The sequence below is a fragment of the Teredinibacter purpureus genome (assembly GCF_014217335.1).
Taxonomy (GTDB): Bacteria; Pseudomonadota; Gammaproteobacteria; order Pseudomonadales; family Cellvibrionaceae; genus Teredinibacter; species Teredinibacter purpureus.
The window spans coordinates 2,017,699-2,042,448 of sequence record NZ_CP060092.1 but is presented as its reverse complement, the minus strand read 5'-3'; the positions used below and the strand labels follow the sequence as shown (position 1 = coordinate 2,042,448).

Genomic DNA, 24,750 nt, shown 5'->3' with positions numbered 1-24,750 from the left:
TAAGTACGCCAATATTCAGGATAATCGCGTTTGCATCTCTTTGTCTAGGATTGACTAAATAGATAGATAAATAAAAGAAAGGTAAGAAACCAAAAGCCCGACAACAGCTTCCAAAACATTAAGCTGGAGGCTTGCTTTTCTTCAACAGGATCCGGCCTTAAAAACTCAGGGTTGGGCACGGTGAGATCTTTCATAAACGCGCCGATATAACCGTATCGATTTTCCAGATCGAAATCTACGCCTTTTTTTAACGCACCGTCGAACCATAGCGGTATAACAGGATTAAAGCGCGAAGCGTCTAGGTAGCGAAGCCTATCGTAATCAAAGGCCGTTCGACACTCTTCAATGGCATCGCCGTAAGGCAGGTGCCCGGTAAACATTTCATAGGTTAAGGTTGCAAGCGCGTAAACATCACCTTTAATACCGGGGTTTTGGCCCATCAAATAAAGCGGGTCAGAATAGGTGGCGGTGCCTAACGCATTAATATGCTCTAGCGGTCGCTGCATTTCGGCCAAGCCGGCAACATAGACCGACCCGAAATCGACAATAATAGCTTTATCTTCACGGGTTATCAGTACATTCGCAGGCCGTAAATCTTGGTGGATAGCTTCATTATCATGGAAGGCCTGTAAGCCATAGGCTATCTGTTTAACAAGTGCAATCGCCCGCTTAGGGCTTGGTGGCTGTTGCTCCGCAATCCAGTGATCAAGGCCTCGCCCTTCCACATATTCCATCAAATAATACAAACAACTTTTCTTACGATTAGACGGTACAATTTTCACGACATTGTCATTATTAATTCGGCTTCCAATCCATTCTTCCTGAATAAATCGGTCAATATAGTTGATATCGTCTTCGTAATTTCGTGAAGGTGTTTTCATTGCATAATGCTCACCTGTTTCGGTATCTTCCACCAAATACAGTTGCGAGCGCGCAGAGGCAAATAGAATTTTCGTTACCTGATACCCATCCACATTCATACCGACAGATAGATCTGGCGGGAACGGTAAGCGTGTTAACTTAATACTGTAGTCGTCAAGGCTCTCTTCAGGCAAACCGTCAATAATGGCTACCACGGCACTAATATTGTCGTCGCTGCCGGCCGCGTGTGCGGCATTCACAATGGCATCGCTGATTTCTTGTGCGCTGCCGTCGGCACTTAAATAATCACATAGTGCGTCGCTATCAAGAAAATCATGGACCCCATCGCTCGTTAACAATAACCGCTCGCCTTCAAGAAAAGGTTGCCGCCCGTAATCAATATTCAGGCGGCTATCCATTCCCACTGCGCGGGCGAGAATTGCACGATTTCGCTCAATAAATACCGTGTGATCTTTCGTTAACTGGGTTATTGCCCATTTTGACTGTTCATCTCGGTGCAAATGATAAATACGGCTATCACCTACATGAAAAAAATGAGCCGTTCGCCCCTTAAATACGACGGAGCTAAAAGTAGTTAAATAGCCTTTTCCTTCTGTTATAAACTCGTGACTTTTCCGATAGAGCCTTAGATTTAACGTGGTAATAATTTTTTCGCCAGCATGACTTACCGACCATGTTTCGGGCGTTTTGTAATAATCTTCTATAAACCGTGAAACAGCCGTAACACTTGCCTCCCGCCCAGCCTCTGCTGAAGAAACGCCATCCGCAACCAAAAGTGTGACGCCTTTGTTTTGCAACAAATAGTCATCGTCTGGAATGTTGACGCCTGCGCTATCTTCATTGATGGGTTTTCGGCCTGCAATCGAACACCACCCCGCGTCAATTTTTAACGGGGCTGTGGCTGAGTCGACCCGAAGCTTGGGCTCAGTGTTAATCATCTTGCTGTTTTATCCCACGTCTATCATTTGTACAGTGCCATCGGGTAGCACTTCGGAAATTTGACCTTTTGGCTCATCCAGCATCATTGCAATACAAAATATCACGAGCGCTGATGCGGCAATCACCAGAAAAAATGTACTGTAATCAACGAAGCTCAGTACCGTTAAATAAGTAACAGCGCCAACGTTACCATAAGCACCAGCCATTCCCGCTATCTGACCGGTCATACGACGTTTAATAAGCGGCACAATCGCAAACACAGCACCTTCTCCCGCCTGCACAAAAAACGAGCAACACATGGTGGCCATCACGGCTAAGGGTATCCACCACGCCGAGGTAATTTGCGCGAGCACAAAATAGCCCACGGCTAGGCCACCTATAAGTACCATTAGGGTTTTACGACGACCAATTTTGTCCGATAACCACCCACCCGTTGGGCGCGCAACCAAATTCATAAAGGCAAATCCAGACCCTAGTAAACCCGCCGTTACAGGGCTTAAACCGGAAAATGTTTCGAGAAAAAATAACGGTAACATAGATACAACCGCAAGCTCAGACCCGAAGGTTACAAAATAGGCCCAATCTAGAATTGCCACTTGTTTGAACTTGTATTTATCCAATGCCTGTACGCCGTGCAGCAGCGCATGTTTATTGACCGCCCATATTTGCGTTATTTGGAAGATCATTAACAATAATAATACGCCCCACAAAATATACATCGTTTGTGTTGTGAGCAAGCCGACCCCAGTAGGCGATAGTTTCCAGGCAAGCACACCCAACGCAACATACATGGGAATATTCATAAGTAAATAAAGATAGAAATCGCCCCAACTGGTTACCTCCAAACCACCTGCGCGTTTAGGCTTAAAATAAGTAGAGCCCTTGGGCGTGTTACGTGCAGCCACGTAATAAAATATACCGTATAAACCCGCTACGATTCCCGTACTGGCTAACGCGTAACGCCATCCATTCTCACCCCCGTAGACCAATGCTAACGTTGGCAGCAACATAGCCGCCGCCGCCGAACCAAAATTACCCCAGCCACCATAGATGCCTTCTGCTACGCCCACAGTTTTATGTGGAAACCATTCACCCACCATACGAATACCAATCACGAAACCAGCCCCCACAAAACCCATTAAAAATCGCAGCATTGCCAGCTGCTCATAGGTTTGTGAAAACGCAAACGCTAGACAGAGAAAGGACGATATGACCAATAGCGCACTATAGACCCTACGCGGCCCAAATTTATCAACCAATATGCCAATGACAATTCGAGCAGGAATCGTTAACGCAACGTTTAGAATCATCAAGGCCTTAACCTGCTGAACGGAGAGGTCGAACGCTTCTTTCATGTATATTAATAAGGGCGCGTGATTAAACCAAACCATGAAGGTTAGAAAAAAAGCAAACCATGTAATATGAAGCGTTTTAATCTTAGGGTCTTTAAAATCAAGCAATCGAATGGTGTTATCAGTGGACATGGAACCTCCGCACAAAAAAGTATTGGGCGGAGTGTGGCGGTCGACCGGATTACTGCGTTTGACTTACATCAATCAGCGAGAAATATTTTCAGCCGCGCAACGCAACGGTGACAATTTAACTACCCCATTTGAGATTAGCAGGAAAGCGTTCACGCCCCTAAATTAGCACTACCCTACCCACAAGGGGGTACACTTGAGAGATGCGAATCCACTGCTCTAACTTCTAGTAGGCATAGCCCGCCTAGCGTTAAGTGAATTTGTTACATTGCTTACAACGAAAGAGGGTCGCTAGGTTTTATGCAAAAAAGTCTGCTGTTCAAAGGTGCCAATCGCGCACTACTACTCGCAACCATTGCCTTTGGTGCCAATTTTTCCGTATGGATATTATTTGCAGTTCTTGCTTTGGAGCTTCAAACAACACTTTCACTTTCTGCACTCGAACTCGGAATGCTCTTTGCGTCGCCTATGCTAACGGGGGCCTTGCTGCGTATCCCCGCAGGTTTTCTGGCAGACAAATACAACCCTAAAATGCTATTTGTGCTTCAAATGTTAACGGTTGTGCCTTCGCTATTACTCTTGCCTTCTGCACACTCACTCGCTGACCATATGTTGCTCGGCCTTTGGATAGGGGTTAGCGGTACATCATTTACCTTTGGTATTCGGTACATCACCGATTGGTTCGAACGTAGCCAACAGGGTACCGCCATGGGCATATTCGGCGCGGGCAATGCCGGTGCCGCCTTAACGCTCGCGGCAGTGCCATCAATTGTCGAACATTTAGGCTGGGCCACCATAGGGCCTATTTACGCCACTGGGCTTTTACTCACTGCTTTTGTGTTTTTATGGCTAGCACCTACTCGGCCTGCGCAAGCCAACAAAGTTAGTTACACCGCTACGCCTCTGACACTAAAACAAATTGTAAGCACCTTACAAATTTGGCGATTCAGCCTCTATTACTACTTTGTATTTGGTAGTTTTTTAGCGTTGATATTGTGGCTTCCACAATATTACGTTAACGCCTACGGCCTATCGGCCAAACAAGCCATGGCCTTCACCCTTTTCTTTGCAGCCACCTCAAGCATGGTACGAGCGTTAGGTGGATGGTTTGCAGACCGGTATGGCGGCCGTTCAGTTAATTGGACGGTATTTTGGACCTGCCTCGTGTGCTTATTTTTTCTGAGTTATCCGCCTACCAGTATGACTATTCACGGGGTGCACAGCGACGTGCTGCTCACTATTGAAGTGAACGTGTGGGTTTTTACCGCACTTATTTTTGTTATCGGTATTGCTCAAGGTTTTGGTCGCGCAAGCGTGTACAAAATTATTAACGATTATTACCCCCAACAAATGGGCTCAGTGGGCGGCTTTGTCGCGGCCATGGGAGCCTTAGGTGGGTGCACACTACCTCTTGCGTTCGGGCTAGTGGTGGATGGAGTAGGTATTTATAGTGCCTGCTTTATGCTGCTGTATGGCGTGCTCGCCATTTGTATGATTGCAATGTTTTTTGCACACAAATCTGACCGCTTTCAACAAAGGCTAAGCCAGGCACAAAGTCATAACTTTTTGGACAGTGAATAATTAACCGCTGATTACAGTGCACGAAAAGAGTGCCGGTATTGAGCGGCAACACGAGCGGATTCGCACTATTTTTTCTGCTCTGTGCCCCATGACGAAACACTTTAATTACGTAAGGTTTTTAATACAACAGCCCCAATAGAAAATTTTACAGTAAAAATTTTTGTTATTTTTCATGGCCGCTTAACATACAAAAAGTAACGATAAGTACGTTGCTACAGAGAAAAAGTACAATTCCATCATATTGATATTAAAGAGTTTTTACGCAAAACGAGTCGCTCGACTGTATTTCGTCGGCCACTCATGACACCCACAATGAGCAAATCGGAATTACCTGTTGCGGTAAAAATATAGCGGACACAGACCGTTCTTTGAAATATCGGTACACATTATGCAGTAGAGATAATCGTATTGTGCTGTGACCCATTACTGTCACAACTTACCCGCAGACAGTAATGTACGCACTAAAAGCAGTCAGCATTGTTGCTGCTGCTTTATTCGATTTTCCTTTGGGGGGAAGTTCGACAGCAGCCATTTTTTGAATATGCAAGATTAAATATTGGTCTAACTTAAGGAAACATGAATGAAAACATCACTCAAACTCTTCGCTAGTACTGCTATTGCCGTAGTTGTATCAACACCCGCTTTCGCGAGTGAATCCGCATTAGAGACTTTGATCAACGAAAGTACGACAAAAGTCGATTTTCGCTATCGTTACGAAGGCGTATCGCAAGATGGAATCGCCGAAGACGCGGCCGCCAATACATTACGTAGCCGCTTAACGTTTAAATCTGGAACTGTAAATGATTTTTCGTTTACGCTCGAGATGGATGATGCTCGCCCTTTAAGCGCTGAAAATTACAACACCGCAACCAATGGTAATACGGCCTACCCAGTTGTAGCAGACCCAAAAGGCACCGATTTAAACCAAGCGTACGTGCAATATAACCGTGGTGGTTTTACCGCGCTAGGTGGCCGTCAAAGAATACTGCTCGACGACCAACGTTTTGTGGGTGGCGTGGGATGGCGACAAAACGAACAAACCTATGATGGTTTAACCTTTAAATACGACGCTGGTGACTTTAAGGGTAGCTATAGTTACGTCAATAACGTAAACCGTATATTTGGCCCACTTGGTTCGGCCAATCAAGCCGCCGACTGGAATGGCGATGTTCATCTCGTGAATGGAGCGTATTCCCTTTCCGACAAACAAAAAGTGGTAGGTTTTGTTTACTCATTAGACTTTGAAAATGCCGCTGGCGCATCAAGCGATACAATAGGTATTCGATATACAGGCGATTTTGACGTCGCAAAACTAACCGCTAGCTATGCCACTCAATCAGACGCGGGCGACAACCCCACCGCCTATACTACTGACTACTATCTTGCCGATTTAAGCGGAAAAATAGCCAGTAAAATTTCGTGGAATGTTGGTGTAGAAGTGCTCGGTAGTGATGACGGTAACAAAGCATTTACAACACCACTGGCCACCTTACACAAATGGCAAGGCTGGGCCGATAAATTTTTAGTAACTCCCGCCGGCGGAATAGAAGACATTTATGTTGGTGTAGGTGGTAAGGCCGGGCGCGTAAAATTAAAAGCCGTTTACCACACGTTTAGTAACGTGCATACCGGTGACGATTTAGGCTCTGAGTTTGATGCTGTTGCGGTTTATCCTATAAACAAAAAAGTGAAAGCGGTTCTTAAGTACGCGAACTACAGTGCAGACACCCACCTAAGTGACACCTCTAAAGTATGGTTTATGGTTCAAATGTCGCTGTAATATATTGCCATTAAAATAGTGTTCTCACAATAGCGCCAAAAAGGCTCTTTGAACGGTATTGTTGTCCCATAGTTTTTAGTCATAAAGTCATCCTCATTTGAGGGTGGCTTTTTTGTTTCTGGGGGGGAGTGGATTGAACCATTACGTAAGTGGCTTTCGTTCAAATAAGCTGACCTGCAGTACCCGCATTATTCGCCGAACAGTCCAACTGGCTTTCGCGCAGAAGCGTGTAAATGAAACAAGTATGATGGAACAACAACGCCTTGAAAGGCGCCTTTTTTATAGACAGAATAACCATTGTTAAGCGGATAATATTTTTTCACGGTTGTACAAACCAATCGCTACTAACAATAAAATGACGGCCAACACCAACGTACCACCACTGGAGGCCACAATGTGTTGCCACTCGATAGTTTCATTCTTAATGGTCTTATCAATAAGTGTGTACTGGCTATAAAAAGGTATCAGCATAACGTTTATCGTGTTTTTAATATCGGCAAATTGCCCCACTAACATCGGCACCATCGGAATAATATACAACAAGCTAATATACGTTTGTGCCTCTTTAGCACTCTTCGTAAACGCCGCCGTGGCCATTAGCATACTAGTAATCAGAAAACTGCAAGGCAACGCAAAGAGAAAAGAGCACGCTACAGCTTTCGCCGACACATTCAAAAACATCGCCAGCTCTTCAAAAGGTAAAAATCTAAAAAGAAGATAGAGGCTTATCGCCGATAGCAACCCGGACAAAAACACAAAGCTATATATTGCGGCATATTTTCCCATCACGACCGATTTTCGGCTCATTGGCAAGGCCAACAACGGTTCCAATGAATTTCGTTCACGCTCACCGGCCGTAATGTCAACCGCTAAATAGAAGCCTCCAATCATCATTGTAAAAACAATAATAAAGTACATAAAAAACCCGAAGATCATGCCACTAAAACCTTCGCTGGATAGATCATGCTCAACCACTTGAATGACTTGCGTTAACTGGTAATCTACCCCGCGCGCACGTAAACGCCAATAATGTAAATGCCCTGCGTAGCCATGCAAGAGTGATTGCACATGTCGACTAAGTTTTTGGGAATCTTTACTCGATTGATTAACATATAGAAACAAAGGTGCTTGCTGCCCGTTACCGATTCGGTCGGCATAGTCTTCGGATATTTCTAACACTGTATCCAGCTCGCCTTCTCGAACCAAGTGTTTATAATTCTCTGGTGCTTGCTCTACAACCATATTATGTTTGTAAAGGTATTCCACTAGATTAGGCGCATTTTCGCCACCCACCACCGTTAGTGTGGTGTCGGATTCATAGTCAATAAAGCCCGATTTAGCGCCTAGCAACATAGGCCCCACGAGCATTATGGGTAAAATAACGGGGCCGTACACTATCGCGAAAAAGAACGCGCGCTTATCTCGTAAGTTATCTTTTATTTCTTTCAGCGCAACCGTTAACCACTGCATTACAATTCCGTCTCCAACTGCTCACCAATTGCAATTACGAAGGCATCTTCCAAATCATTTTGCCCTGTAGTACGCCGAATACCCTCTAAGCTATCGGCCATAGCAATAGTTCCATCGGATATAATCGCAATCTGATCACACAGAGCAGCTACTTCTTGCATTATATGGCTAGAAAAAACAATGCAATGGCCTTCATCCCGCAGGCGTCGGATAATACGGCGCAAGCTGCGCGTTGCCATTACATCCAAGCCGTTGGTGGGCTCATCCAGCATCAATGTCTTAGGTTGATGCACCAACGCTCTCGCTAAACCCACTTTCGTTTTTTGGCCTTGCGAAAAACCTTCTGAACGCCGGTCAGCAAAATCGTCCATATCCAATAACGTAATGAGGTCGCCAATACGCGTGCGTGATTCGTTTTTTTTCAGGCCGGTAATATCCGCGTAGTATTGAATATTTTCGCGGCCGGTTAAGCGCGGATAAATGCCAGAGTTATGCGGTAAAAACCCAATATTTTCTCTGACTTGATTCGGAAATTTGGCAATATCGAAGCCGTCGACTACCGCCGTACCACTATCGGCCTTAATTAAGGTTGCTAACATGCGTAACGTTGTCGATTTTCCTGCACCATTGGGGCCCAACAACCCAGTAATACTGCCATTTTCGGCGGTAAAACTAACATTGGATACCGCCTGAATTATCTCGGCCTTACGTTTACTGCTTTTTTTACGGAACGTTTTCCGTAAATCGTTTGCTTCTATCATTGACTACATCCGTTCAGCTTCAGCAATACTTAGGGTGAAGGCCCATTAAAATTAACAAAAAATGGGCTCGGCGTTTGACGGGCAACACAGTCACTTTGCACATCTGCGGTAGAAGCCGAGTCGATAAATTTTGCCATTAGTGTGGGTACGCAACCTTGCTGAGCCATACCGTGCCCCAACCCTTGGCCCACTACATGCACACTATTCGATAAATGTTCTGCTGCTTTTTCGGCGTAGCGCGGTGGCGTAATGGGGTCAACAGAACCAGACAAAAGCAATACAGGTTTGTCCGATTTCACAGCGGTCTTAAACGCTTCGTCAATCGGGCCTATGGGCCAATCCCGACACAAGTCAAACATGGAGCCTACAAGATCACCTCCCATGTAAGTCTCAGCATACACGTCTGGGTGTAGGGTATCTCTATCGAGAAACGGCGCGTCTTCGGTGCACATCACTGTATTATGCATGCCCGTACTAATCAGCTTGTCCATTTGGTCGATAATCAATAACGCATTTCGTGCGAGCGGCGCGTAATTATTATTGGCGTACGCTTCATGCAATAGCAACGGCATTAATGCCAATGTGTCGGCAGAGTAAAGCGACATGCGAATATAGGCAATAACGTGCCCCGCTTGAAGTAACATCTCCTCATTTTTACCATCGGTTATATTTTCTACGGTTAGCGCAAGTGGTTTAACTTTTAGCTCATCTATAAGCCGATAAATGCCTTGTTTTAAATCCGGAAATTGCGCTTGGCATTCTTCTGTCGCTTCGCAACGCCGAAGAAGGTCTTGTAATGCGCGGTCGCTCTCCAAAATAATCACCGGCCCCAATACCAGTTGAGGGTGTACAACTGCGTCAAGAACGACACTTCTAATAGACGAGGGGTGACGACGTAAATAATGTTGAGCAACACGTGTACCGTAAGATGCACCATAGATATTCCATTGCTCTAGCCCCAACGCTCGTCGTACTGCTTCGAGATCTTTTACCGCAACGCTAGTTGTATATTGACTGGGATCCCCCGTTAGCTGCGCGAGACATTCGGCGTAATGAACTTTGAGCTGTGCTCGTATTTCAGCATCGAGACTTACCTTCCATGCTTGCTCTGGTAAAACAGCACAATCGAGCCTGTTCGACTTTCCTGTTCCCCGTTGATCAAGGATGTAGATATCGCGTTGCTGTAATATTTTGTCGAACCCTTGCCTGGGAAACAGATAGCTTTCACTCGCAGCTGAACCAGGGCCACCAGGAATAGGAATAAAAGCATCCGACAAGGCTTTTTTACCGGTCGCTTTTAGACGACCAATAAATAATGTGATCTCTCGGCCATCGGGATGAAGATAATTTTCAGGAACCTTGAGATAGCCGCACTCCAATTGTCGAAAGTAAGAACCCGAAACATCGCTTACTCGGCATTGAGTAAACGCTATAGTGCCGACTTTATGGCTAACCTCGGGCTGTAGATAGGTCACTCGCTCAAATTTCGGCCAGTGCGTGGTAGCGTTCGATGCGCCATCATCATCGACTGCCGCTATAGTTTCTAGGCATAAGACAATAAGTAAATACAGAAGACTAAAACGGCGACACGATAGAAGAATAGAACGTTTCCGTGGCATACAACCCATTCACCCCTAATAAGCTGAGAACAAAATTTCCATGAGCTCGCAGTATATACAGCGGTGCTAACCACTGTCCAAACGAGTGTTGCCAATAATAATGCCTAAAAAGGCCACCGAAGCACCAACATAGCGCTAACGAATAGGTATCTACCTCTATTGGTGTATTGGCAAAATGTGCTATTCAGCGCACAATAGCACCACATTTATCGCCGAAGCTCATTGCACCTAAACTGACACTGTCAACAAGGCGTTTGAGCCGCAGAGCACCCTTCACCGCTGTTTATAATACAATCCATGGTTTTAATTTGTCTTATAAATAACAAGAAGGAAACTGCCGGGTTACTGCAGAAATGCTGTGGCCTCCCACTACTTGGAAAGGCAAACCATGAGTATTTATCATCAGCTCACTGACAGCTATCAACGTCAGTTTACGTACCTGCGCCTATCGGTTACCGATCAGTGCAATTTTCGCTGTAATTACTGCCTACCCGATGGGTACAGCGCAGCATCACCCGACCCATTTTTAAGCCTAGAAGAAATCCAGCGTGTTGCTGCAGCCTTTGCCCTTAACGGCACCAAAAAAATTCGTATTACAGGCGGCGAGCCCACGTTACGAAAAGACTTGGCCGACATTATTCGTATTTGTAAATCGACCCCGGGAATTGAAACGGTTGCGCTCACTTCTAACGGTTATAAAATTACGCAGCAATTGCCCGCACTTGTCGACGCAGGCCTGGACCAATTAAATTTAAGCGCCGATAGTTTGGAACCCGCGAATTTCGAAATGATAACGGGCCACAACAAACTCCAAGAAGTATTAGCCGGTATTGATTTGGCCATCAGCCTTGGTTTAAAACGGGTAAAGCTCAACGTTGTATTAATGCGAGAGTTTAATCGTAACGAACTCAGTAAATTTTTGGAATTCGTTAGCAACCGCCCTATTTCACTGCGTTTTATTGAGCTTATGCAAACCGGCGACAATGTGGAGTTTTTCAAAAAACAACACGTAAGCGGTGCCGAAATCCAACAACACTTGGAGCAAAATAATTGGCTGCAAGTGCTAAGAGACCCTCATGCGGGGCCTGCAGTGGAATACACTCACCCGCACTACGAAGGCAATATCGGCTTAATAATGCCCTACAGTAAAGATTTTTGTAGTAGCTGTAATCGTCTTCGCGTGTCGTCTCATGGTAATTTGCATTTGTGTTTGTTCGCTGACGCCCATGAATCTCTTCGCCCCTATTTAACACAAGAATCCAGCGCGCAATTAGCGAAACGCCTGCAACATCTTTTAGGTGGGAAAAAAGAGACACACGATCTCCACGAGGGCAACAGCGGCTCTACTCGACATCTCGCGATGCTGGGTGGCTAATATTCGCGCGCAGGTTTATTGTCACAAAAACGCTCAATTTACGTCATCGTTAGGAAGATTTTTGACATGGGAAAACTAATTACAGAAACTTTAATCCCCCTCAACATCGCGGTACTAACGGTATCGGATACCCGAACGGAAGAAACCGATACGTCAGGCCAAAGCCTCGTACAACGCTTAACCGATCACGGACACCTACTCGCTGATAAAAAAATAGTTATCGACGATATTTATATTATTCGCGCAGCCGTCTCGGCCTGGATAGCCGACACAACAACTCATGCAATATTAATTACCGGCGGTACTGGTTTTACCGCGCGCGACAGTACGCCAGAAGCGATAAAACCCATTCTCGACAAGACAGTAGAAGGCTTTGGAGAACTCTTTAGACAGCTATCTTTTGAGCAAATAGGCACATCGACAATTCAATCTCGTGCCTTAGCGGGTTTATCCAACGGGACTATTCTATTTTGTATGCCCGGCAGCACCAACGCCTGCAAGACTGCATGGGATAGTATTATTTGCAATCAACTAGATAGCCGACAAGGACCGTGCAATTTTGTACCACAGTTAAAAAACATCAATATGCTATCCTGTATTTCTCGCGAATAACCGACATCGCTCATGAATTACCTTGCCCACGTTGTACTCTCGATAAAAGCCATTAACGATCAACTGGGCAATCTTTTGGCGGAGCCCGTTAAGGGAAAAACGTGGTAGAACGTAGTATTACGGCCGTCAGTGCGCGTATCGCGTCGCGTTAGTCTGGGGTTCCTTAGGGCTGTAACGGCAAAATTGCGGACGCAAATATTCCATTTGATCTCCCCTAATACGGGCATTATTCATTAGCGCTAAATATTCGGCTCTGTTTGGCCTATACGGCAACGCTAGAAGCTCCATTGAAAGCTCACTTAGCAGCGCATCACCTTTTCTTTGATTGCAACGTTTACACGCCGCTACGACGTTTTCCCATTTGTCGAGCCCGCCCCTACTCCGAGGGAATACGTGGTCGCGCGATAACTGACTACTCTCAAACGATTCTCCGCAATAAAGGCACTGGTAATTATCTCGCGCGAATAAACCAAGATTCGTGAGGGCTGGATTTACACGAAAGCGGCCTAAAACACGACCCTCACACGCCACAATAGCGGGCAAGGATATAACAGACTGTGCTCCCGTTAGGCGCGAACGGCCTCCGTGCGCCTTTCTCACTTCACCACCGAGCGACCACCCCACAACACCGCGGGCATAGAGACCGATAGCCTCCTTCCAATGCAGCCACTGCACTGCTTGACCAGCCATATTAAGTCTTAGTATGCGTGCATCCATAATATTAAACGCTTCCTTCTTGCCACTCGTATGGTGTAACACAATAACTACAAAATGCTTCCGATTCACATACAGTCTAGCCGTTCAATAGCAGCTCTGGTGGCTGCCGTTACGAATGCTCTTTACAGTGATAACACATCGCCTTGAGATGAGCGCGCACCATAACGCAAAAACCCGCCAAGCAAAGCCGGGCGGGAATTGAGGTAACGAAAGTAAAACAAGAATAACAATGCGTTTAGCTATACGACAACCGAAGCATCAGAACACTAGCGTTCGAGATATTAAGAGTGCCTTTTTGCCCGCTCTTGTAGCGCTTTGATTCTAGCTTCGATAGGTGGATGAGAAGAAAACAATGCCATAACGCCACCTTTGTCATTAATCCCAAACGCAGCCATTTGCTCCGGCAACGGCTCAGGCTCTACTTGGCCAAGCCGGTTAAGCGCATTGATCATATTCTGATGTCCCGCTAAATCAGCACCACCGGTGTCGGCAATAAACTCACGCTTCCTAGAAAAATACATCACAATCGTTGATGCCAGAATGGATAACACTACCTGCGAGATCATTACCGTCACAAAATAGCCGATACCATGCCCCTGATTATTCTTCAAAATTACGCGGTCTACAATATGCCCCACAATACGCGACAAAAACACAACGAACGTATTAACCACACCCTGAATCAATGCCAACGTTACCATATCGCCATTGGCAATATGGCTCATTTCATGCCCAACAACGGCTTCTACCTCGCCTTGGGACATGTTGTCTAGCAAGCCTTGAGATACGGCCATTAGAGCATTATTTTTAGATGCCCCGGTGGCAAAAGCATTCATGGCCCGTGATGGAAAAATGGCCACTTCTGGCATTTTAATACCGACAATTTGGGCTTGTTTTTCGACCGTAGCCATCAACCATTTCTCAATATTGTTACTGGGGCTGACAATCACTACTGCCCCAGTCATGCGTTTGGCCATCCACTTTGAAATCAGCAGAGAGATAAAAGACCCACCAAAACCGATAACACCCGACAGTATAACGAGTGACTGGATATTCAGGTCTGAACCATTTTCAGCTAATATGCTGTCAACACCCAGCAGCCTTAGTGTAATGCTCAACACCACCATAATGGCAATGTTGGTCATAATAAATAATAAGATTCGTTTCATTAATATTCCTGGTAGATTAACTGTTGTAACGATGAAGGCTAAGCGGCTGATGCGCAAGCATCAATACTATGACCCATCATTTCTCACAAGGATAGTGTTTGCGTAAAGAGGTATAAACTACCGTTCGTGCCGCAGCGCCTGCAACTAGGTTGCTCGCGTTAAGATCCTCTACCACACGGGTAACCACTTCACGTAAAGAGACTGGATCACCAAGACAAAACTCAGCATAACGCGCCGCTCTATCGCGCAAGCCTACACCGCGAATTCGAATGGCTCTCTCTGCATAGGTTTCCTTTTTCTCGAATTCGGCTTCTACATTCATCAGTACCCGCTCATCAGTCGCTATGGCTCCATCAATAAAGCCCTGAATATAGCGCATGCAATATTGTCCATCAGTACTCTCAGCCTGATTAGGAAAAACATTGCAATGCGAGGCAAGATCAGACGCCAAAAGAGGTTCAACCGCAATCGCTTTGTTAGCGCCAAGAAGGAAAACAAGAGTGCTTATCGTACACAATATTTTCGAGCCCATCATTTACCCCTATTTAAAACTTAAATTCAACGTTAAAACGAGCATTTAAGACGACCATATGCACGCAACGTACTTCGCACCATCATTAGTAGTAACATAATCTATGTCGCAGTCAATCCGTTGCAACTGGCTTTTCAGGCCTGCGGAATTATCCGAAAGGTTCTGATAAAACAGTGCGACTAGAAGCATTATAATAGAACAGGGCAAGTGTCGCCGATGAGTAACGCTGACAACGCTTATATCAGCATATTCACATTGCCTTTAGTACGATGGTTCTAGGCCTTCATACCCATCTCCCGCTATAGTCGTGTCATCATTGCCTCCAACAGGCAATCTTTTAATTGAATGCCTTTTATGGACAGAGAGCCGATTACGCTTTAGTTTTCTGGCTAGGCTTTGATTGGCTCTGGCTATGCAACGGTCGATGGCCTGACGAAAATTGGGCTGCCGCTCCGACACTACGATTTCAGCCATTCCGGCGGGTTTGATAACCACGAGGCATTCTTTATCGATGCCACCTTTGGGGCCATTAATATCGCTGACAGTGACCGCAGTACTGTGTATTGCATGCTCAGTTCGCGAAAATGCAAACGAGATTCGGCGATTAATGTAGTTAGTGAGCGTGCCATTTCCAACCACTTTTCTGAATTTAATACTTAATTTCATCGTAAACCTCATACGCTAATTGTTTTACTCTAAGCAGCTTGCCCTCGCTTGAGCATACTGCTGAAAGCGTTGATAATCGCCGCTAGCTTTTCACCCTAATATCCAAGACCACCAACCTCATCATTAACATTGCCCGACTTATTTTCTCTTCGACAGAACAAGCCATCATTACCCTATGGCTGACCATTTTCATTACGTCGCCAGAGGTCATCATAGTGTTTGTCTTACTTTGCCCTCCAGCCGCTTTAGTTCAATGTGTCTCAAAATATAGAGCCTGACCCCTATCAACAAAAGTCGTACAAAATTGCTATAATCATCGAAAAAACCGCTTTAGAATGTGGCCGCCAACATTACACTTAAGCCTCATGAACGTTTGTAAATGAAAGCAATACCATAAAGGTCTAAAGAGATGGCTCAGCAACTCAACTACAACCATTTACGCTATTTTTATACCATTGCCAAAGAAGGCAGCATAGTGAATGCCGCCAAATTATTGCACCTGTCACCCCAAACTATTAGCGGCCAGCTAACGGTATTTGAAGAGTATTTAGGTCTTAAATTATTTGACCGACGGGGCAAGAGGCTAATCATGAACGATGCAGGTAAGCTTGTTTATAGCTATGCAGAAGATATATTTACACTAGGACTGGAACTTCAACAGTCTCTAGACATGAACAACCCCGAGCAAAATGTGGTGTTTACCGTTGGCATCGTGGATGTGATCCCCAAAATATTGGCGTTCAACATTTTAGAGAAGTGTTTTGAACTGGAAGAATCAATTAAATTAATCAGTCGTGAGGGGGATTATGATGGCTTACTTGCGGATCTAGCGCTGAACAAAATAGATTTAATTATCTCCGATAGGCCTCTGACTCCAGGCGTGGCGGTGAAAGCATATAACCATTATTTAGGCGAATGCGGCGTTAGCTTTTACGCTACTGAGGCTATTGCTCCGTCACTAAAGAAAAATTTTCCGAAATCATTAGATCAATGTAATTTTTTGATTTGTGGAGATAAATCCAATCAAAAAATAAACCTCCAGTCATGGTTTGATACTGAAAACATTAACCCAATCATCGTTGCTGAATTTGATGATAGTGCTCTTATGAAATTCTTCGGGCAGTCAGGCTACGGAGTTTTTGCTACACCAACCACTATTGAACCACATGTGATTGGGCAATACGACGTTATAGTCATTGGTAGAACCAACTCCATTAGTGAGCGATTCTATGCTATTTCTCCAGAGCGAAAAATTAAACACCCTGCGGTTAAGGCCTTAGTCGACGCAGCGAAATCTATACTTTTGTAAGGCGTCTATTGATTAAGAAGGGTTTTTTTAATCTGTATCTCTATTTTCTTCATAAGCAATATTTCTTGATATTTACTGAGTATAACCATCAAAAAATGCTAATCGATCAATGACAGTGTTTTTCCCGAAAATAAAAGCATACCCATTAGACATTACTGGGAAAGGTTGTATTCTCAATTTTTTTCAAGCCATCCTTTTTAGAATTAGACAATACATAAGCAGAAAAAATAGCTTTTCCCATATTCTCGGGAAAAAAGCTTAATAGCCCCAGAGCGACTGCTCTTAAACAAGTTCAACATTCCTGTTGTTCAATAGTCATTCAGGGAAGGAATAGAATATTATGCAGCAAGAAAACCAGGCTTTCCATTAGTGCTTTAATCTATTAACAAAGGCTATGACGGGAAAAAACAGCGGCAAATTCGATCGGCAAATCAATTGCAATCGTTACTAGCGGCATAGAATTCAGACGAAAGCACAACCTTCTGTGAGCAATGAGTTTATTTTGATAAAGAGTTCTCATTGATTGCTGTTCGCAACCGCAATAGCGAAATAAGCTTTTTGGACCCCACTAGAGACCGAATGCGGCTGAATATGCAGCAATTTTACTCCGCATATTCGAGCAACATAGCATTGTAAACTGGGAGGCAGCACATCTTGGTATAGACACTGGCCCGCGAAAGATAGAGATGAAATGGGGGGGGGTAGAAAAAGCTGGCTTTCAAGTGGGGGAAATGCGTAAAACGCCGCGACGCACACGTCGCGGCGAACTCACAGGATTTACCTAAATTCCCTTAGGTCTTCGTGGCGTAGTTCCGTCCTGATCCTTGCCGCGGTTCCATCCGCATGCGTCCTTGACCCTGTTTATTTTACGAATTTTCGCGTGCAGTACTAGAGGCTAAGTTCGCTTTTACGTGTGAGATATATCCTACAAGAGTGGCGCGAAAACAGCACTTTTGTCACGTCTTGTTTTTTAGCTGGCTGCCTTGTGTTTTTACGATATGCTGTATTAGATCTTCTTGATCTTTTTTGCTCATGCCAAAAAAATCAATTCGCCAGTAATAACTTTCACCGTCCCCATTTGAAGAACAACTCACAACACGGCCATTCGTTTCTATGGCTAAATTCCCCGGTGAAAATAAAAGCTGTAGCCGCAGGCTTGCGCCCTCTTCAACGAACTCATTATTGACGAAACCAATACCGCAAGCGGAAATATTCGCCTCTTTTACCTTATGCGCAATGCGTGAAAGCGTATGGCTATCCATCAACAAATGGTTGATAACACGCTCTAGTTTTTGATTAAAGAGGCCTATCACCTCTGCAACTACAGGGTTTTGATCGGCTAAGGTCGCCATTAAGTGGTCAATTTTCGCATCTTGCTCTTCAATAATATCCAGAATATTTTCCATGCGAGCCCCAAAGGCCTGTGTATCCTTATGCGCCAGCTGGCCGGATTTGTGCCGCTCGATAAATTCATAACCTATACCGACATTTTCATCTATACGAAAATACCGACGCTTTTCATCCGACATTAAAATATCTCTTCTGGTTCTAAATCAAACAAATATTCTGGTGAAAGCTCCAGTTCACGCAGAATATCCTGGCCTTCTTCGTCGTCTTTCAATGTTTCTAAATCTTCTTCTGACAATTCATCTTCTAGGCCTTGCTTTACCAAAATCTCAACACGACGATTTCTGGCACGATTTTCAGGGGAATCATTCGGCCCAAGGGGTACGGTATCGGCAAAGCCGGCAATTTCGAAACGACGTTCTTTAACATCACCATTAAGCATTAATTCATGAGCAACTGACACCGCCCGGGACGAAGACAGCTCCCAGTTCGACCGGAAACGGCTCGTTCGAATGGGGATGTCGTCTGTATGGCCCTGCACTTCAATCTTGCCTTTCTTTAAGGCGAGAACCGCGCGCACTTCACGCATAACATCTTTGTAAGAAGGTGCCATTTCAGCTGAGCCCGATATGAACGAGCCCTTCTCTCGAATGCGTATAATAATTAGCCTGCCTCGGGTTTCTATTTCAACTTGACCCGCTTCTATTTGCTCGTGCAGTGCGCTTGCCAATTCATAGGCATCCGCTTCTGTTTTTTTGATTAGTTCCTCTAACTGCTGCTTTACCCTCATTTTTGCACCTGCATCATAACCTTCGTCGCCTTGCTCCAAATCGAACTCTTCGGCGCAATATTGTTCCAGCGACATTTCAGTAACATCCTGCGTTTTTTGCCAGATCTCATTAATCGGTGTCGGGTCAGGCCTTCCAGGGCTGAACTCCTGCGCAATGATGCTAGTACCTTTGGGGATGTCGGTCACATTTAAGGTGTTCTGCACGCCAAACGCTTGCGCCATTGAGCCGGCTAGACGTTTAAACTTCATCGCATCCATTTCTGAAAAAGACAATAACAGCACGAAAAAACACATGAGCAAAGACATAAGGTCCGCAAAGGTACCCATCCATGCCGGCAATCCCGGCACGCAATTGCAGTCATGCTCTTCCTCGTCACTCACACGCGACTCTCCAAACCGTCATACCCCAGGTGCACACGTTACTCGGCTCCCTCAACGACCCTTTTGCCCTCAGGAAGGTAGTTACGCAACATAGAGTCAATCACGCGCGGGTTTTGCCCTCCTTGTATGGCCAACAACGCATCGATGACTAAACTCTTAACCATGGCCTCCTCTCCCGCCCGCAACTTCAGTTTGTCTGAAATAGGGCCACACATGGCATTGGCTATAATCGCACCGTACAGTGTCGTAAGTAGTGCAACAGCCATAGCCGGCCCAATGGATTTCGGATCATCCATATTGGCCAGCATTGCCACCAAACCGATAAGCGTTCCGATCATCCCCATCGCGGGCGCCATTTCCGCCATGGCTGCAAATATGGACGACCCTACTTCGTGGCGTTCAGAGGCTTTATTTTTATCAATAGAAAGAAGCGTTTTTACAACATCCGGATCGTGGCCATCTACCAATAACTGAATCCCTCTCTGTAAAAAATCACTGCTCACCTCCTTTCCCTCTAACGATAACAAACCGCCTTTTCGCGCCTCATCAGCCAATGCTACTATTTCTTCAATGAGCTCATTAGGATCTGGTAGTTTTGTTGAAAAACTTTTACCCGCAACTTTTATCGCACCTAAAAACTGGCTCAATCCATACTTGGCCATCACAGCAAAAATGGTTCCACCCACGACGATCACCATAGAGGGCCCGTTCACGAACATGCCCAATTCGCCACTCATCAGCATGGAGATAACAATCAGCGCTAAAGCACCCACCAAGCCTACAATCGTCGCTAAATCCACAGAGACTTCCTCATATCGAACCTATCAGGGTAAGTAAGCACTCACACCTATTAAATTTTACTACCATAACACTACAAGACTTATCTCAAGTCTAGACACAAAACGCCTAAGGAACAGGCTAATTATTAATACTTTGTTATGAGTGACAATCATTAACGGTACAAGCCATTGGGGAGTAATATCGGCCAAGAGAGCAGGTTTCTGAACGTCCCGAGAGAATAACAACACCTAAATCAACATTGACCCCATCTACCCGCTCAGGTATGTTTGCGCCAAACACAGGAGGCCCTCGCGGCAACGATTATTGTGGCAACGAAAAAAACACCTAATTTTGAAAAGTCCCTTGAAGAACTCGAGTCGATGGTTACCAAGCTTGAGAGCGGCGACCTCACCTTAGAGCAATCACTCAAAACCTTTGAGCAAGGCATAAAACTGACGCGCAGCTGCCAAACAGCTCTGCAAGACGCCGAGCAAAAAGTTGAAGTGTTACTGAAACAAGAGGGCGGCGACCTAATAACCAAACCTTTCGAGCTGGACGGCAACGCCGCAGAGTAAAAATGAAGGATCTGCAGGCTTTTATTACGCAACAACAGTCGCGTATTTCCGAGTTATTGTTGAATGCTCTTTCGGGCAAACAACTCTCAAAACATGCTCACGCCTCCAACAATCGGCTAATCGAGGCCATGCACTACAGCCTATTGAATGGTGGTAAACGTATCCGCCCCATATTGGCTTTTGCTGCAGCGAATGCCATTACTACACCCAATAACGCAACCGACACCTACGCTGCGGCCATTGAGTGTATTCATGCCTATAGTCTTATTCATGATGATTTGCCTGCGATGGATGACGACGACCTGCGCAGAGGCAAACCTACTTGCCATGTCGCTTTCGACGAAGCCACTGCAATATTGGCCGGTGACGCCCTCCAATGTTTCGCTTTCGAGCTTATTACTAACAATCGCGATATTGCCCCTGTACAAGCATTAGACGCTCTGCGAGTGCTGGCTAAAGCCTCGGGCGCGCAGGGTATGGTACTAGGACAAGCCATAGATCTAGCCTCCGTCGATAAACGCTTACCGATCGACCAATTGCAGAACATGCATGCCCATAAAACGGGGGCGCTTATCGAAGCAGCGGTTTTGCTGGGCGGAATATCGGTAAATGCCTGCAAGTCAGAGCTGCGCCACCTCAAACAGTATGCCGATGCGATTGGTCTAGCCTTTCAGGTTCAAGACGACATTATTGATGTCACATCAGATACCGCTACTCTAGGCAAACAACAGGGCGCCGATGCAGAGCGAAACAAACCCACCTACGTATCACTACTAGGCCTAGAGGGTGCAAACGACAAAGCTCAAGAACTAGTGGATACTGCGATTAATGCATTAAGCCCTTTTGGTGAAGGTGCAGACTACTTACGCCAAGTTGCTCACTATATAATCGCTCGCAACCACTAGCTTTACGAAGAAACTCTTGATCTCCCCACCAGAAAGATACGTTATGCTACCAATTTCCGGTATCCTAGCGGCCAACACTAATAGCGTATAATGCGAACGAGAATGACAGACACCGATACATTTCTAGACGAGATTACGTGGAACGAAGACGGCCTCGTGCCCGCCATTGCACAAGACGCAAGCTCCGGTGATATTTTAATGATGGCGTGGATGAACCGAGAGTCTTTGAGCCTTACGGCTAAAGAAGGCGTTGCGGTATACTGGTCACGTTCTCGACAGCAACTATGGCGTAAAGGCGAAACCTCTGGGCATACGCAAAAAATTAGTGCCATTAAGCTCGACTGCGATGCCGATGCCCTCATTTTATCCATCGAGCAAATAGGTGGTATCGCTTGCCACACAGGCCGAAGGTCGTGCTTTTATCGCACGCTTACTGATGGACGCTGGCAAGAAAACTCAACTGTGTTAAAAGACCCGAAAGAGATGTATTCATGAGCGATGTATTAGCCTCACTCGACAAAGTATTAGCGGACCGTAAAAATCAGGCCGATCCAAAATCGTCTTACGTTGCGCAATTACACCACAAAGGCCTGAATAAAATTTTAGAAAAAGTTGGCGAAGAATGTACAGAAACATTGCTTGCCGCTAAAGATGTGACGAACGACGGCAATACCGACCACCTAGTATACGAAACAGCAGATTTATGGTTTCACTCTATGGTCATGCTTTCGCACTTGGGCATTGATTCGTCCGTAGTACTGAAGGAACTTGCTCGCCGCTTCGATCTCTCCGGTTTAGATGAAAAAGCCAATCGCACTAGCGATTAACTCCTTACTAACAACAACTACAAACAGGTAATCTACAATGGGCTTAGGTGGTATAAGTATTTGGCAGCTTCTTATTATTCTCGTAATCGTTCTTTTATTATTTGGCACAAAACGATTGCGTGGTTTAGGTGGCGATTTAGGCGGTGCGATTAAAGGCTTTAAGAAAGCCATGACCGACGAAGAAAAAAAAGCTGAAGAAGAAGCCAAAAAAGTAGAGGCCGAAGATTCCAGTATCGCTGAAACCACACAAACAGAATCGCCAGAAAAAACTGAAAACAAATAACTCAACCCGCAGCCCAACTGGGCAGGCATCACCACGGTGTTAGTGCTTTATGTTTGATATGGGCTTTCTGGAAATAATGGTTATCGTTGTCGTTGGGCTGGTCGTCATTGGCCCTGAACGGCTGCCCGGCGCCATTAAAACCTGTGCCATTTGGATTAATAGTATTCGACGCAACTTAACCGCTGCGCGCGCTGAATTTGAAAAACAAATTGGTGCTGACGACATTCGTCGAGAAATTCATAACGACGAAGTTATGGCCTCCTTGCGCGCCGTAAAAGACAAGCAAGCTGAAATGCGCAGGCAAATTAACAGCGGAAACTATACCGGTGTTTATAAAGACGAAAACACTGATTCTACAGAAGAATCCATTGCGCCTCCCTCAACGGGAGAAGCCGGTGCCGTTGCTAGCAACGAAACGCCACCGTCTGATACTCCGCCTCCGGCAGTAACCGCATCAACGCCAGCGCCTGCTAGCGATACAACCGCCCCCAAAACCAGCCCATCTGACTCATGACAAAAACCGAAAAAGAAGCCTTACAAGAACAGCCCTTAGTTCAACACTTAATTGAATTGCGGTCTCGCTTATTAAGAAGTTTCTTAGCCATTTTTATAGTATTTCTCGGCCTATTTAGTTTCGCCAATAATATTTATGAGTTTGTAGCCCAACCCCTTCAAGTATTCTTACCTGAAGACAGTCATATGATTGCCACCGATGTGGCTTCGCCTTTTCTTACGCCGTTCAAACTTACCTTATTTGCTGCTGTATTTATTTGTATTCCCTTTATTTTTTATCAGATATGGGGGTTTATTGCTCCCGCACTGTATAGCAAAGAAAAAAAACTGGCTCTACCGCTACTAGCTTCAAGTATCATTCTTTTTTATAGCGGAATGGCTTTTGCTTACTACATTGTTTTTCCGTTAATTTTTAGCTTTTTCACTTCGGTTGGGCCAGAAACGGTTGCAGTAATGACCGACATTAGCAAATACCAAGCGTTTGTCATTAAACTATTTTTCGCTTTTGGCGCCGCGTTTGAAATCCCCGTTGCGACCCTGTTATTAATCTCAGCCGGTATAGTAACTCCGGCACAGCTCGCACAAAAACGCCCATACGTAGTGGTTGCCTGTTTCGTAATTGGGATGTTGCTCACCCCACCAGATATTATCTCTCAGGCATTATTAGCCCTTCCAATGTGGTTTTTATTTGAAATAGGAATATTTTTTGGTCGTTTTTTTACGCCCGTAAAAGACGACAAGCAACCAGAAGAGCTGTAACGTATTATTGAGCGGCTAAAGCCGCGCACGGCTTGTGGCAGGGGCAGTTAACAAGATGGTCATTAACCATTCCTACAGCCTGCATAAAAGCATATACAATCGTTGGCCCCACAAAATTAAAGCCCGCCTTTTTTAGCGCCTTACTCATAGCCTCTGACTCTGGCGTAGACGTAGGTATTTCTGCCATAGTCCTCCAGCGGTTTTGTTTCGGTTGCCCGCCCACAAACGACCATAAAAAGGCTGAAAAAGTCTCTTCCCCCTCCATAATCGCCAAATACGCCTGTGCATTCTGACGGGCACTTTTAATCTTTAGTCGGTTCCTAACAATGCTTTTATCGGTCATTAACCTTTCTAATTTTTTATCAGTATATCGTGCCATCTTCTCTGGGTCGAAGCGATCAAATGCTTTTTGGTACCCCTCGCGTTTTCGCAAAATCGTTATCCATGAAAGCCCCGCTTGTGCACCGTCCAATATCAATTTTTCAAATAGCGCTCGGCTATCCCATATAGGCACACCCCATTCAGTGTCATGATAATCAACATACAAAGGGTCATCGCCACACCAATTACAACGCTGTGATTTTGACACGTACTCTCTCCTTACGAACGAACAATAATGCCTAATACTGGCACTACAAATTAGACTAGAATGAATAGGATACTCTATGCATTAATTAGAGTCATGGCGCGCGTTTTC

General features: G+C 45.3%; 26 protein-coding genes and 1 riboswitch. Of the genes, 13 read left to right on the top strand and 13 right to left on the bottom strand.

Going from position 1 to position 24,750, the window contains the following annotated elements; translation table 11 throughout:
- Positions 1–44 precede the first annotated feature (44 nt).
- Positions 45–1,820, bottom strand: coding sequence for a bifunctional protein-serine/threonine kinase/phosphatase (locus H5647_RS08695; RefSeq protein WP_045857915.1), 1,776 nt, complete (start codon positions 1,818–1,820; stop codon positions 45–47).
- Positions 1,821–1,829: 9 nt separating this feature from the next.
- A complete protein-coding gene (locus H5647_RS08690) occupies positions 1,830–3,305 on the bottom strand; it encodes a NarK family nitrate/nitrite MFS transporter (RefSeq protein ID WP_045857913.1) in 1,476 nt (491 codons plus the stop codon).
- Between the two features lie 297 nt (positions 3,306–3,602).
- On the opposite strand from H5647_RS08690, the gene H5647_RS08685 reads away from it, so the two are divergent.
- Positions 3,603–4,883 carry an MFS transporter gene (locus H5647_RS08685; protein ID WP_045857911.1) on the top strand — a complete coding sequence of 427 codons (1,281 nt, stop codon included), beginning with the start codon at positions 3,603–3,605 and terminating at the stop codon, positions 4,881–4,883.
- A 580-nt stretch (positions 4,884–5,463) separates the two neighbouring features.
- The gene (locus H5647_RS08680; protein WP_045857910.1) at positions 5,464–6,663 is read left to right on the top strand and encodes an alginate export family protein; all 1,200 of its coding nucleotides are present in this window, start codon (positions 5,464–5,466) and stop codon (positions 6,661–6,663) included.
- A 300-nt stretch (positions 6,664–6,963) separates the two neighbouring features.
- On the opposite strand, the gene H5647_RS08675 is transcribed toward H5647_RS08680, so the two are convergent.
- The 3 genes from H5647_RS08675 to H5647_RS08665 are packed head-to-tail and all read right to left on the bottom strand — an operon-like array spanning position 6,964 to position 10,513.
- Positions 6,964–8,133, bottom strand: coding sequence for an ABC transporter permease (locus tag H5647_RS08675; protein ID WP_045857907.1), 1,170 nt, complete (start codon positions 8,131–8,133; stop codon positions 6,964–6,966).
- Positions 8,133–8,894 carry an ABC transporter ATP-binding protein gene (locus H5647_RS08670; protein ID WP_045857905.1) on the bottom strand — a complete coding sequence of 254 codons (762 nt, stop codon included), beginning with the start codon at positions 8,892–8,894 and terminating at the stop codon, positions 8,133–8,135. Before H5647_RS08670 ends, H5647_RS08675 begins: the two co-directional genes overlap by 1 nt.
- Before the next feature lie 29 nt (positions 8,895–8,923).
- On the bottom strand, positions 8,924–10,513 hold the full coding sequence (locus tag H5647_RS08665; protein WP_045857904.1) for an alpha/beta hydrolase: 1,590 nt from the start codon (positions 10,511–10,513) through the stop codon (positions 8,924–8,926).
- Between the two features lie 198 nt (positions 10,514–10,711).
- A riboswitch (molybdenum cofactor riboswitch) is annotated at positions 10,712–10,913 on the top strand.
- On the opposite strand from H5647_RS08665, the gene moaA reads away from it, so the two are divergent.
- The 3 genes from moaA to H5647_RS22540 all read left to right on the top strand — a co-directional run bounded on the left by moaA (position 10,902) and on the right by H5647_RS22540 (position 12,608).
- On the top strand, positions 10,902–11,888 hold the full coding sequence (moaA, locus tag H5647_RS08660; RefSeq protein WP_045857902.1) for a GTP 3',8-cyclase MoaA: 987 nt from the start codon (positions 10,902–10,904) through the stop codon (positions 11,886–11,888). (Overlaps the previous riboswitch by 12 nt.)
- A gap of 66 nt (positions 11,889–11,954) precedes the next feature.
- Positions 11,955–12,500 (top strand): molybdenum cofactor biosynthesis protein B, encoded by a 546-nt coding sequence (moaB, locus tag H5647_RS08655; RefSeq protein ID WP_045857901.1) that lies wholly within the window; start codon positions 11,955–11,957, stop codon positions 12,498–12,500.
- A 12-nt stretch (positions 12,501–12,512) separates the two neighbouring features.
- Positions 12,513–12,608 (top strand): ACP phosphodiesterase, encoded by a 96-nt coding sequence (locus H5647_RS22540; protein ID WP_456243502.1) that lies wholly within the window; start codon positions 12,513–12,515, stop codon positions 12,606–12,608.
- 18 nt (positions 12,609–12,626) lie between these two features.
- On the opposite strand, the gene H5647_RS08650 is transcribed toward H5647_RS22540, so the two are convergent.
- From H5647_RS08650 to H5647_RS08635, 4 genes are all read right to left on the bottom strand, one after another.
- Positions 12,627–13,217, bottom strand: coding sequence for an HNH endonuclease (locus H5647_RS08650; protein ID WP_045861238.1), 591 nt, complete (start codon positions 13,215–13,217; stop codon positions 12,627–12,629).
- A 281-nt stretch (positions 13,218–13,498) separates the two neighbouring features.
- Positions 13,499–14,386, bottom strand: a complete 888-nt coding sequence (gene htpX, locus H5647_RS08645) for a protease HtpX (RefSeq protein ID WP_045857899.1) — start codon at positions 14,384–14,386, stop codon at positions 13,499–13,501.
- A 76-nt stretch (positions 14,387–14,462) separates the two neighbouring features.
- Positions 14,463–14,921, bottom strand: a complete 459-nt coding sequence (locus H5647_RS08640) for a Rap1a/Tai family immunity protein (RefSeq protein ID WP_162926339.1) — start codon at positions 14,919–14,921, stop codon at positions 14,463–14,465.
- Between the two features lie 258 nt (positions 14,922–15,179).
- Positions 15,180–15,584 carry an HPF/RaiA family ribosome-associated protein gene (locus H5647_RS08635; protein WP_052691954.1) on the bottom strand — a complete coding sequence of 135 codons (405 nt, stop codon included), beginning with the start codon at positions 15,582–15,584 and terminating at the stop codon, positions 15,180–15,182.
- A gap of 409 nt (positions 15,585–15,993) precedes the next feature.
- Between H5647_RS08635 and nhaR the strand changes: the two genes are divergently transcribed.
- Positions 15,994–16,893 carry a transcriptional activator NhaR gene (gene nhaR, locus H5647_RS08630; protein WP_045857895.1) on the top strand — a complete coding sequence of 300 codons (900 nt, stop codon included), beginning with the start codon at positions 15,994–15,996 and terminating at the stop codon, positions 16,891–16,893.
- Positions 16,894–17,849: 956 nt separating this feature from the next.
- Here the strand turns inward: nhaR and H5647_RS08625 are convergent.
- The 3 genes from H5647_RS08625 to pomA are packed head-to-tail and all read right to left on the bottom strand — an operon-like array spanning position 17,850 to position 20,211.
- Positions 17,850–18,422: a PilZ domain-containing protein gene (locus H5647_RS08625; RefSeq protein WP_045857894.1), complete on the bottom strand. Its 573-nt coding sequence runs from the start codon at positions 18,420–18,422 to the stop codon at positions 17,850–17,852.
- The gene (locus H5647_RS08620; RefSeq protein ID WP_045857892.1) at positions 18,422–19,411 is read right to left on the bottom strand and encodes a flagellar motor protein MotB; all 990 of its coding nucleotides are present in this window, start codon (positions 19,409–19,411) and stop codon (positions 18,422–18,424) included. Before H5647_RS08620 ends, H5647_RS08625 begins: the two co-directional genes overlap by 1 nt.
- A gap of 38 nt (positions 19,412–19,449) precedes the next feature.
- On the bottom strand, positions 19,450–20,211 hold the full coding sequence (pomA, locus tag H5647_RS08615) for a flagellar motor protein PomA (protein ID WP_045857891.1): 762 nt from the start codon (positions 20,209–20,211) through the stop codon (positions 19,450–19,452).
- A gap of 306 nt (positions 20,212–20,517) precedes the next feature.
- Here pomA and H5647_RS08610 point away from each other — a divergent pair, with 306 nt between their 5' ends.
- The 7 genes from H5647_RS08610 to tatC all read left to right on the top strand — a co-directional run bounded on the left by H5647_RS08610 (position 20,518) and on the right by tatC (position 24,053).
- On the top strand, positions 20,518–20,766 hold the full coding sequence (locus H5647_RS08610; RefSeq protein WP_045861236.1) for an exodeoxyribonuclease VII small subunit: 249 nt from the start codon (positions 20,518–20,520) through the stop codon (positions 20,764–20,766).
- 2 nt (positions 20,767–20,768) lie between these two features.
- On the top strand, positions 20,769–21,671 hold the full coding sequence (locus H5647_RS08605; RefSeq protein WP_052691953.1) for a polyprenyl synthetase family protein: 903 nt from the start codon (positions 20,769–20,771) through the stop codon (positions 21,669–21,671).
- 102 nt (positions 21,672–21,773) lie between these two features.
- The gene (hisI, locus tag H5647_RS08600; protein ID WP_045857889.1) at positions 21,774–22,166 is read left to right on the top strand and encodes a phosphoribosyl-AMP cyclohydrolase; all 393 of its coding nucleotides are present in this window, start codon (positions 21,774–21,776) and stop codon (positions 22,164–22,166) included.
- Positions 22,163–22,498 (top strand): phosphoribosyl-ATP diphosphatase, encoded by a 336-nt coding sequence (locus H5647_RS08595; RefSeq protein ID WP_045857887.1) that lies wholly within the window; start codon positions 22,163–22,165, stop codon positions 22,496–22,498. Before hisI ends, H5647_RS08595 begins: the two co-directional genes overlap by 4 nt.
- 37 nt (positions 22,499–22,535) lie before the next feature.
- Entirely contained in the window at positions 22,536–22,781 is a 246-nt protein-coding gene (gene tatA, locus H5647_RS08590) for a Sec-independent protein translocase subunit TatA (protein ID WP_045857885.1), read from the top strand.
- Positions 22,782–22,830: 49 nt separating this feature from the next.
- Positions 22,831–23,295 (top strand): Sec-independent protein translocase protein TatB, encoded by a 465-nt coding sequence (tatB, locus tag H5647_RS08585; protein ID WP_052691952.1) that lies wholly within the window; start codon positions 22,831–22,833, stop codon positions 23,293–23,295.
- Entirely contained in the window at positions 23,292–24,053 is a 762-nt protein-coding gene (gene tatC / locus H5647_RS08580; protein WP_045857884.1) for a twin-arginine translocase subunit TatC, read from the top strand. The genes tatB and tatC overlap by 4 nt, the downstream gene beginning before the upstream one ends.
- 4 nt (positions 24,054–24,057) lie before the next feature.
- Here tatC and H5647_RS08575 read toward each other — a convergent pair whose 3' ends face one another.
- Positions 24,058–24,642: a DNA-3-methyladenine glycosylase I gene (locus tag H5647_RS08575; RefSeq protein ID WP_045857882.1), complete on the bottom strand. Its 585-nt coding sequence runs from the start codon at positions 24,640–24,642 to the stop codon at positions 24,058–24,060.
- Between the last annotated feature and the right edge of the window lie 108 nt (positions 24,643–24,750).

What these genes read in the sequence shown, in the direction of transcription:
- H5647_RS08695 (WP_045857915.1), bottom strand. Translation starts at nt 1,820, where the DNA reads ATGATTAACACTGAGCCCAAGCTTCGGGTCGACTCAGCCACAGCCCCG.
- H5647_RS08690 (WP_045857913.1), bottom strand. Translation starts at nt 3,305, where the DNA reads ATGTCCACTGATAACACCATTCGATTGCTTGATTTTAAAGACCCTAAG.
- H5647_RS08685 (WP_045857911.1), top strand. Translation starts at nt 3,603, where the DNA reads ATGCAAAAAAGTCTGCTGTTCAAAGGTGCCAATCGCGCACTACTACTC.
- H5647_RS08680 (WP_045857910.1), top strand. Translation starts at nt 5,464, where the DNA reads ATGAAAACATCACTCAAACTCTTCGCTAGTACTGCTATTGCCGTAGTT.
- H5647_RS08675 (WP_045857907.1), bottom strand. Translation starts at nt 8,133, where the DNA reads ATGCAGTGGTTAACGGTTGCGCTGAAAGAAATAAAAGATAACTTACGA.
- H5647_RS08670 (WP_045857905.1), bottom strand. Translation starts at nt 8,894, where the DNA reads ATGATAGAAGCAAACGATTTACGGAAAACGTTCCGTAAAAAAAGCAGT.
- H5647_RS08665 (WP_045857904.1), bottom strand. Translation starts at nt 10,513, where the DNA reads ATGCCACGGAAACGTTCTATTCTTCTATCGTGTCGCCGTTTTAGTCTT.
- moaA (WP_045857902.1), top strand. Translation starts at nt 10,902, where the DNA reads ATGAGTATTTATCATCAGCTCACTGACAGCTATCAACGTCAGTTTACG.
- moaB (WP_045857901.1), top strand. Translation starts at nt 11,955, where the DNA reads ATGGGAAAACTAATTACAGAAACTTTAATCCCCCTCAACATCGCGGTA.
- H5647_RS22540 (WP_456243502.1), top strand. Translation starts at nt 12,513, where the DNA reads ATGAATTACCTTGCCCACGTTGTACTCTCGATAAAAGCCATTAACGAT.
- H5647_RS08650 (WP_045861238.1), bottom strand. Translation starts at nt 13,217, where the DNA reads ATGGATGCACGCATACTAAGACTTAATATGGCTGGTCAAGCAGTGCAG.
- htpX (WP_045857899.1), bottom strand. Translation starts at nt 14,386, where the DNA reads ATGAAACGAATCTTATTATTTATTATGACCAACATTGCCATTATGGTG.
- H5647_RS08640 (WP_162926339.1), bottom strand. Translation starts at nt 14,921, where the DNA reads ATGATGGGCTCGAAAATATTGTGTACGATAAGCACTCTTGTTTTCCTT.
- H5647_RS08635 (WP_052691954.1), bottom strand. Translation starts at nt 15,584, where the DNA reads ATGAAATTAAGTATTAAATTCAGAAAAGTGGTTGGAAATGGCACGCTC.
- nhaR (WP_045857895.1), top strand. Translation starts at nt 15,994, where the DNA reads ATGGCTCAGCAACTCAACTACAACCATTTACGCTATTTTTATACCATT.
- H5647_RS08625 (WP_045857894.1), bottom strand. Translation starts at nt 18,422, where the DNA reads ATGTCGGATGAAAAGCGTCGGTATTTTCGTATAGATGAAAATGTCGGT.
- H5647_RS08605 (WP_052691953.1), top strand. Translation starts at nt 20,769, where the DNA reads ATGAAGGATCTGCAGGCTTTTATTACGCAACAACAGTCGCGTATTTCC.
- hisI (WP_045857889.1), top strand. Translation starts at nt 21,774, where the DNA reads ATGACAGACACCGATACATTTCTAGACGAGATTACGTGGAACGAAGAC.
- H5647_RS08595 (WP_045857887.1), top strand. Translation starts at nt 22,163, where the DNA reads ATGAGCGATGTATTAGCCTCACTCGACAAAGTATTAGCGGACCGTAAA.
- tatA (WP_045857885.1), top strand. Translation starts at nt 22,536, where the DNA reads ATGGGCTTAGGTGGTATAAGTATTTGGCAGCTTCTTATTATTCTCGTA.
- tatB (WP_052691952.1), top strand. Translation starts at nt 22,831, where the DNA reads ATGTTTGATATGGGCTTTCTGGAAATAATGGTTATCGTTGTCGTTGGG.
- tatC (WP_045857884.1), top strand. Translation starts at nt 23,292, where the DNA reads ATGACAAAAACCGAAAAAGAAGCCTTACAAGAACAGCCCTTAGTTCAA.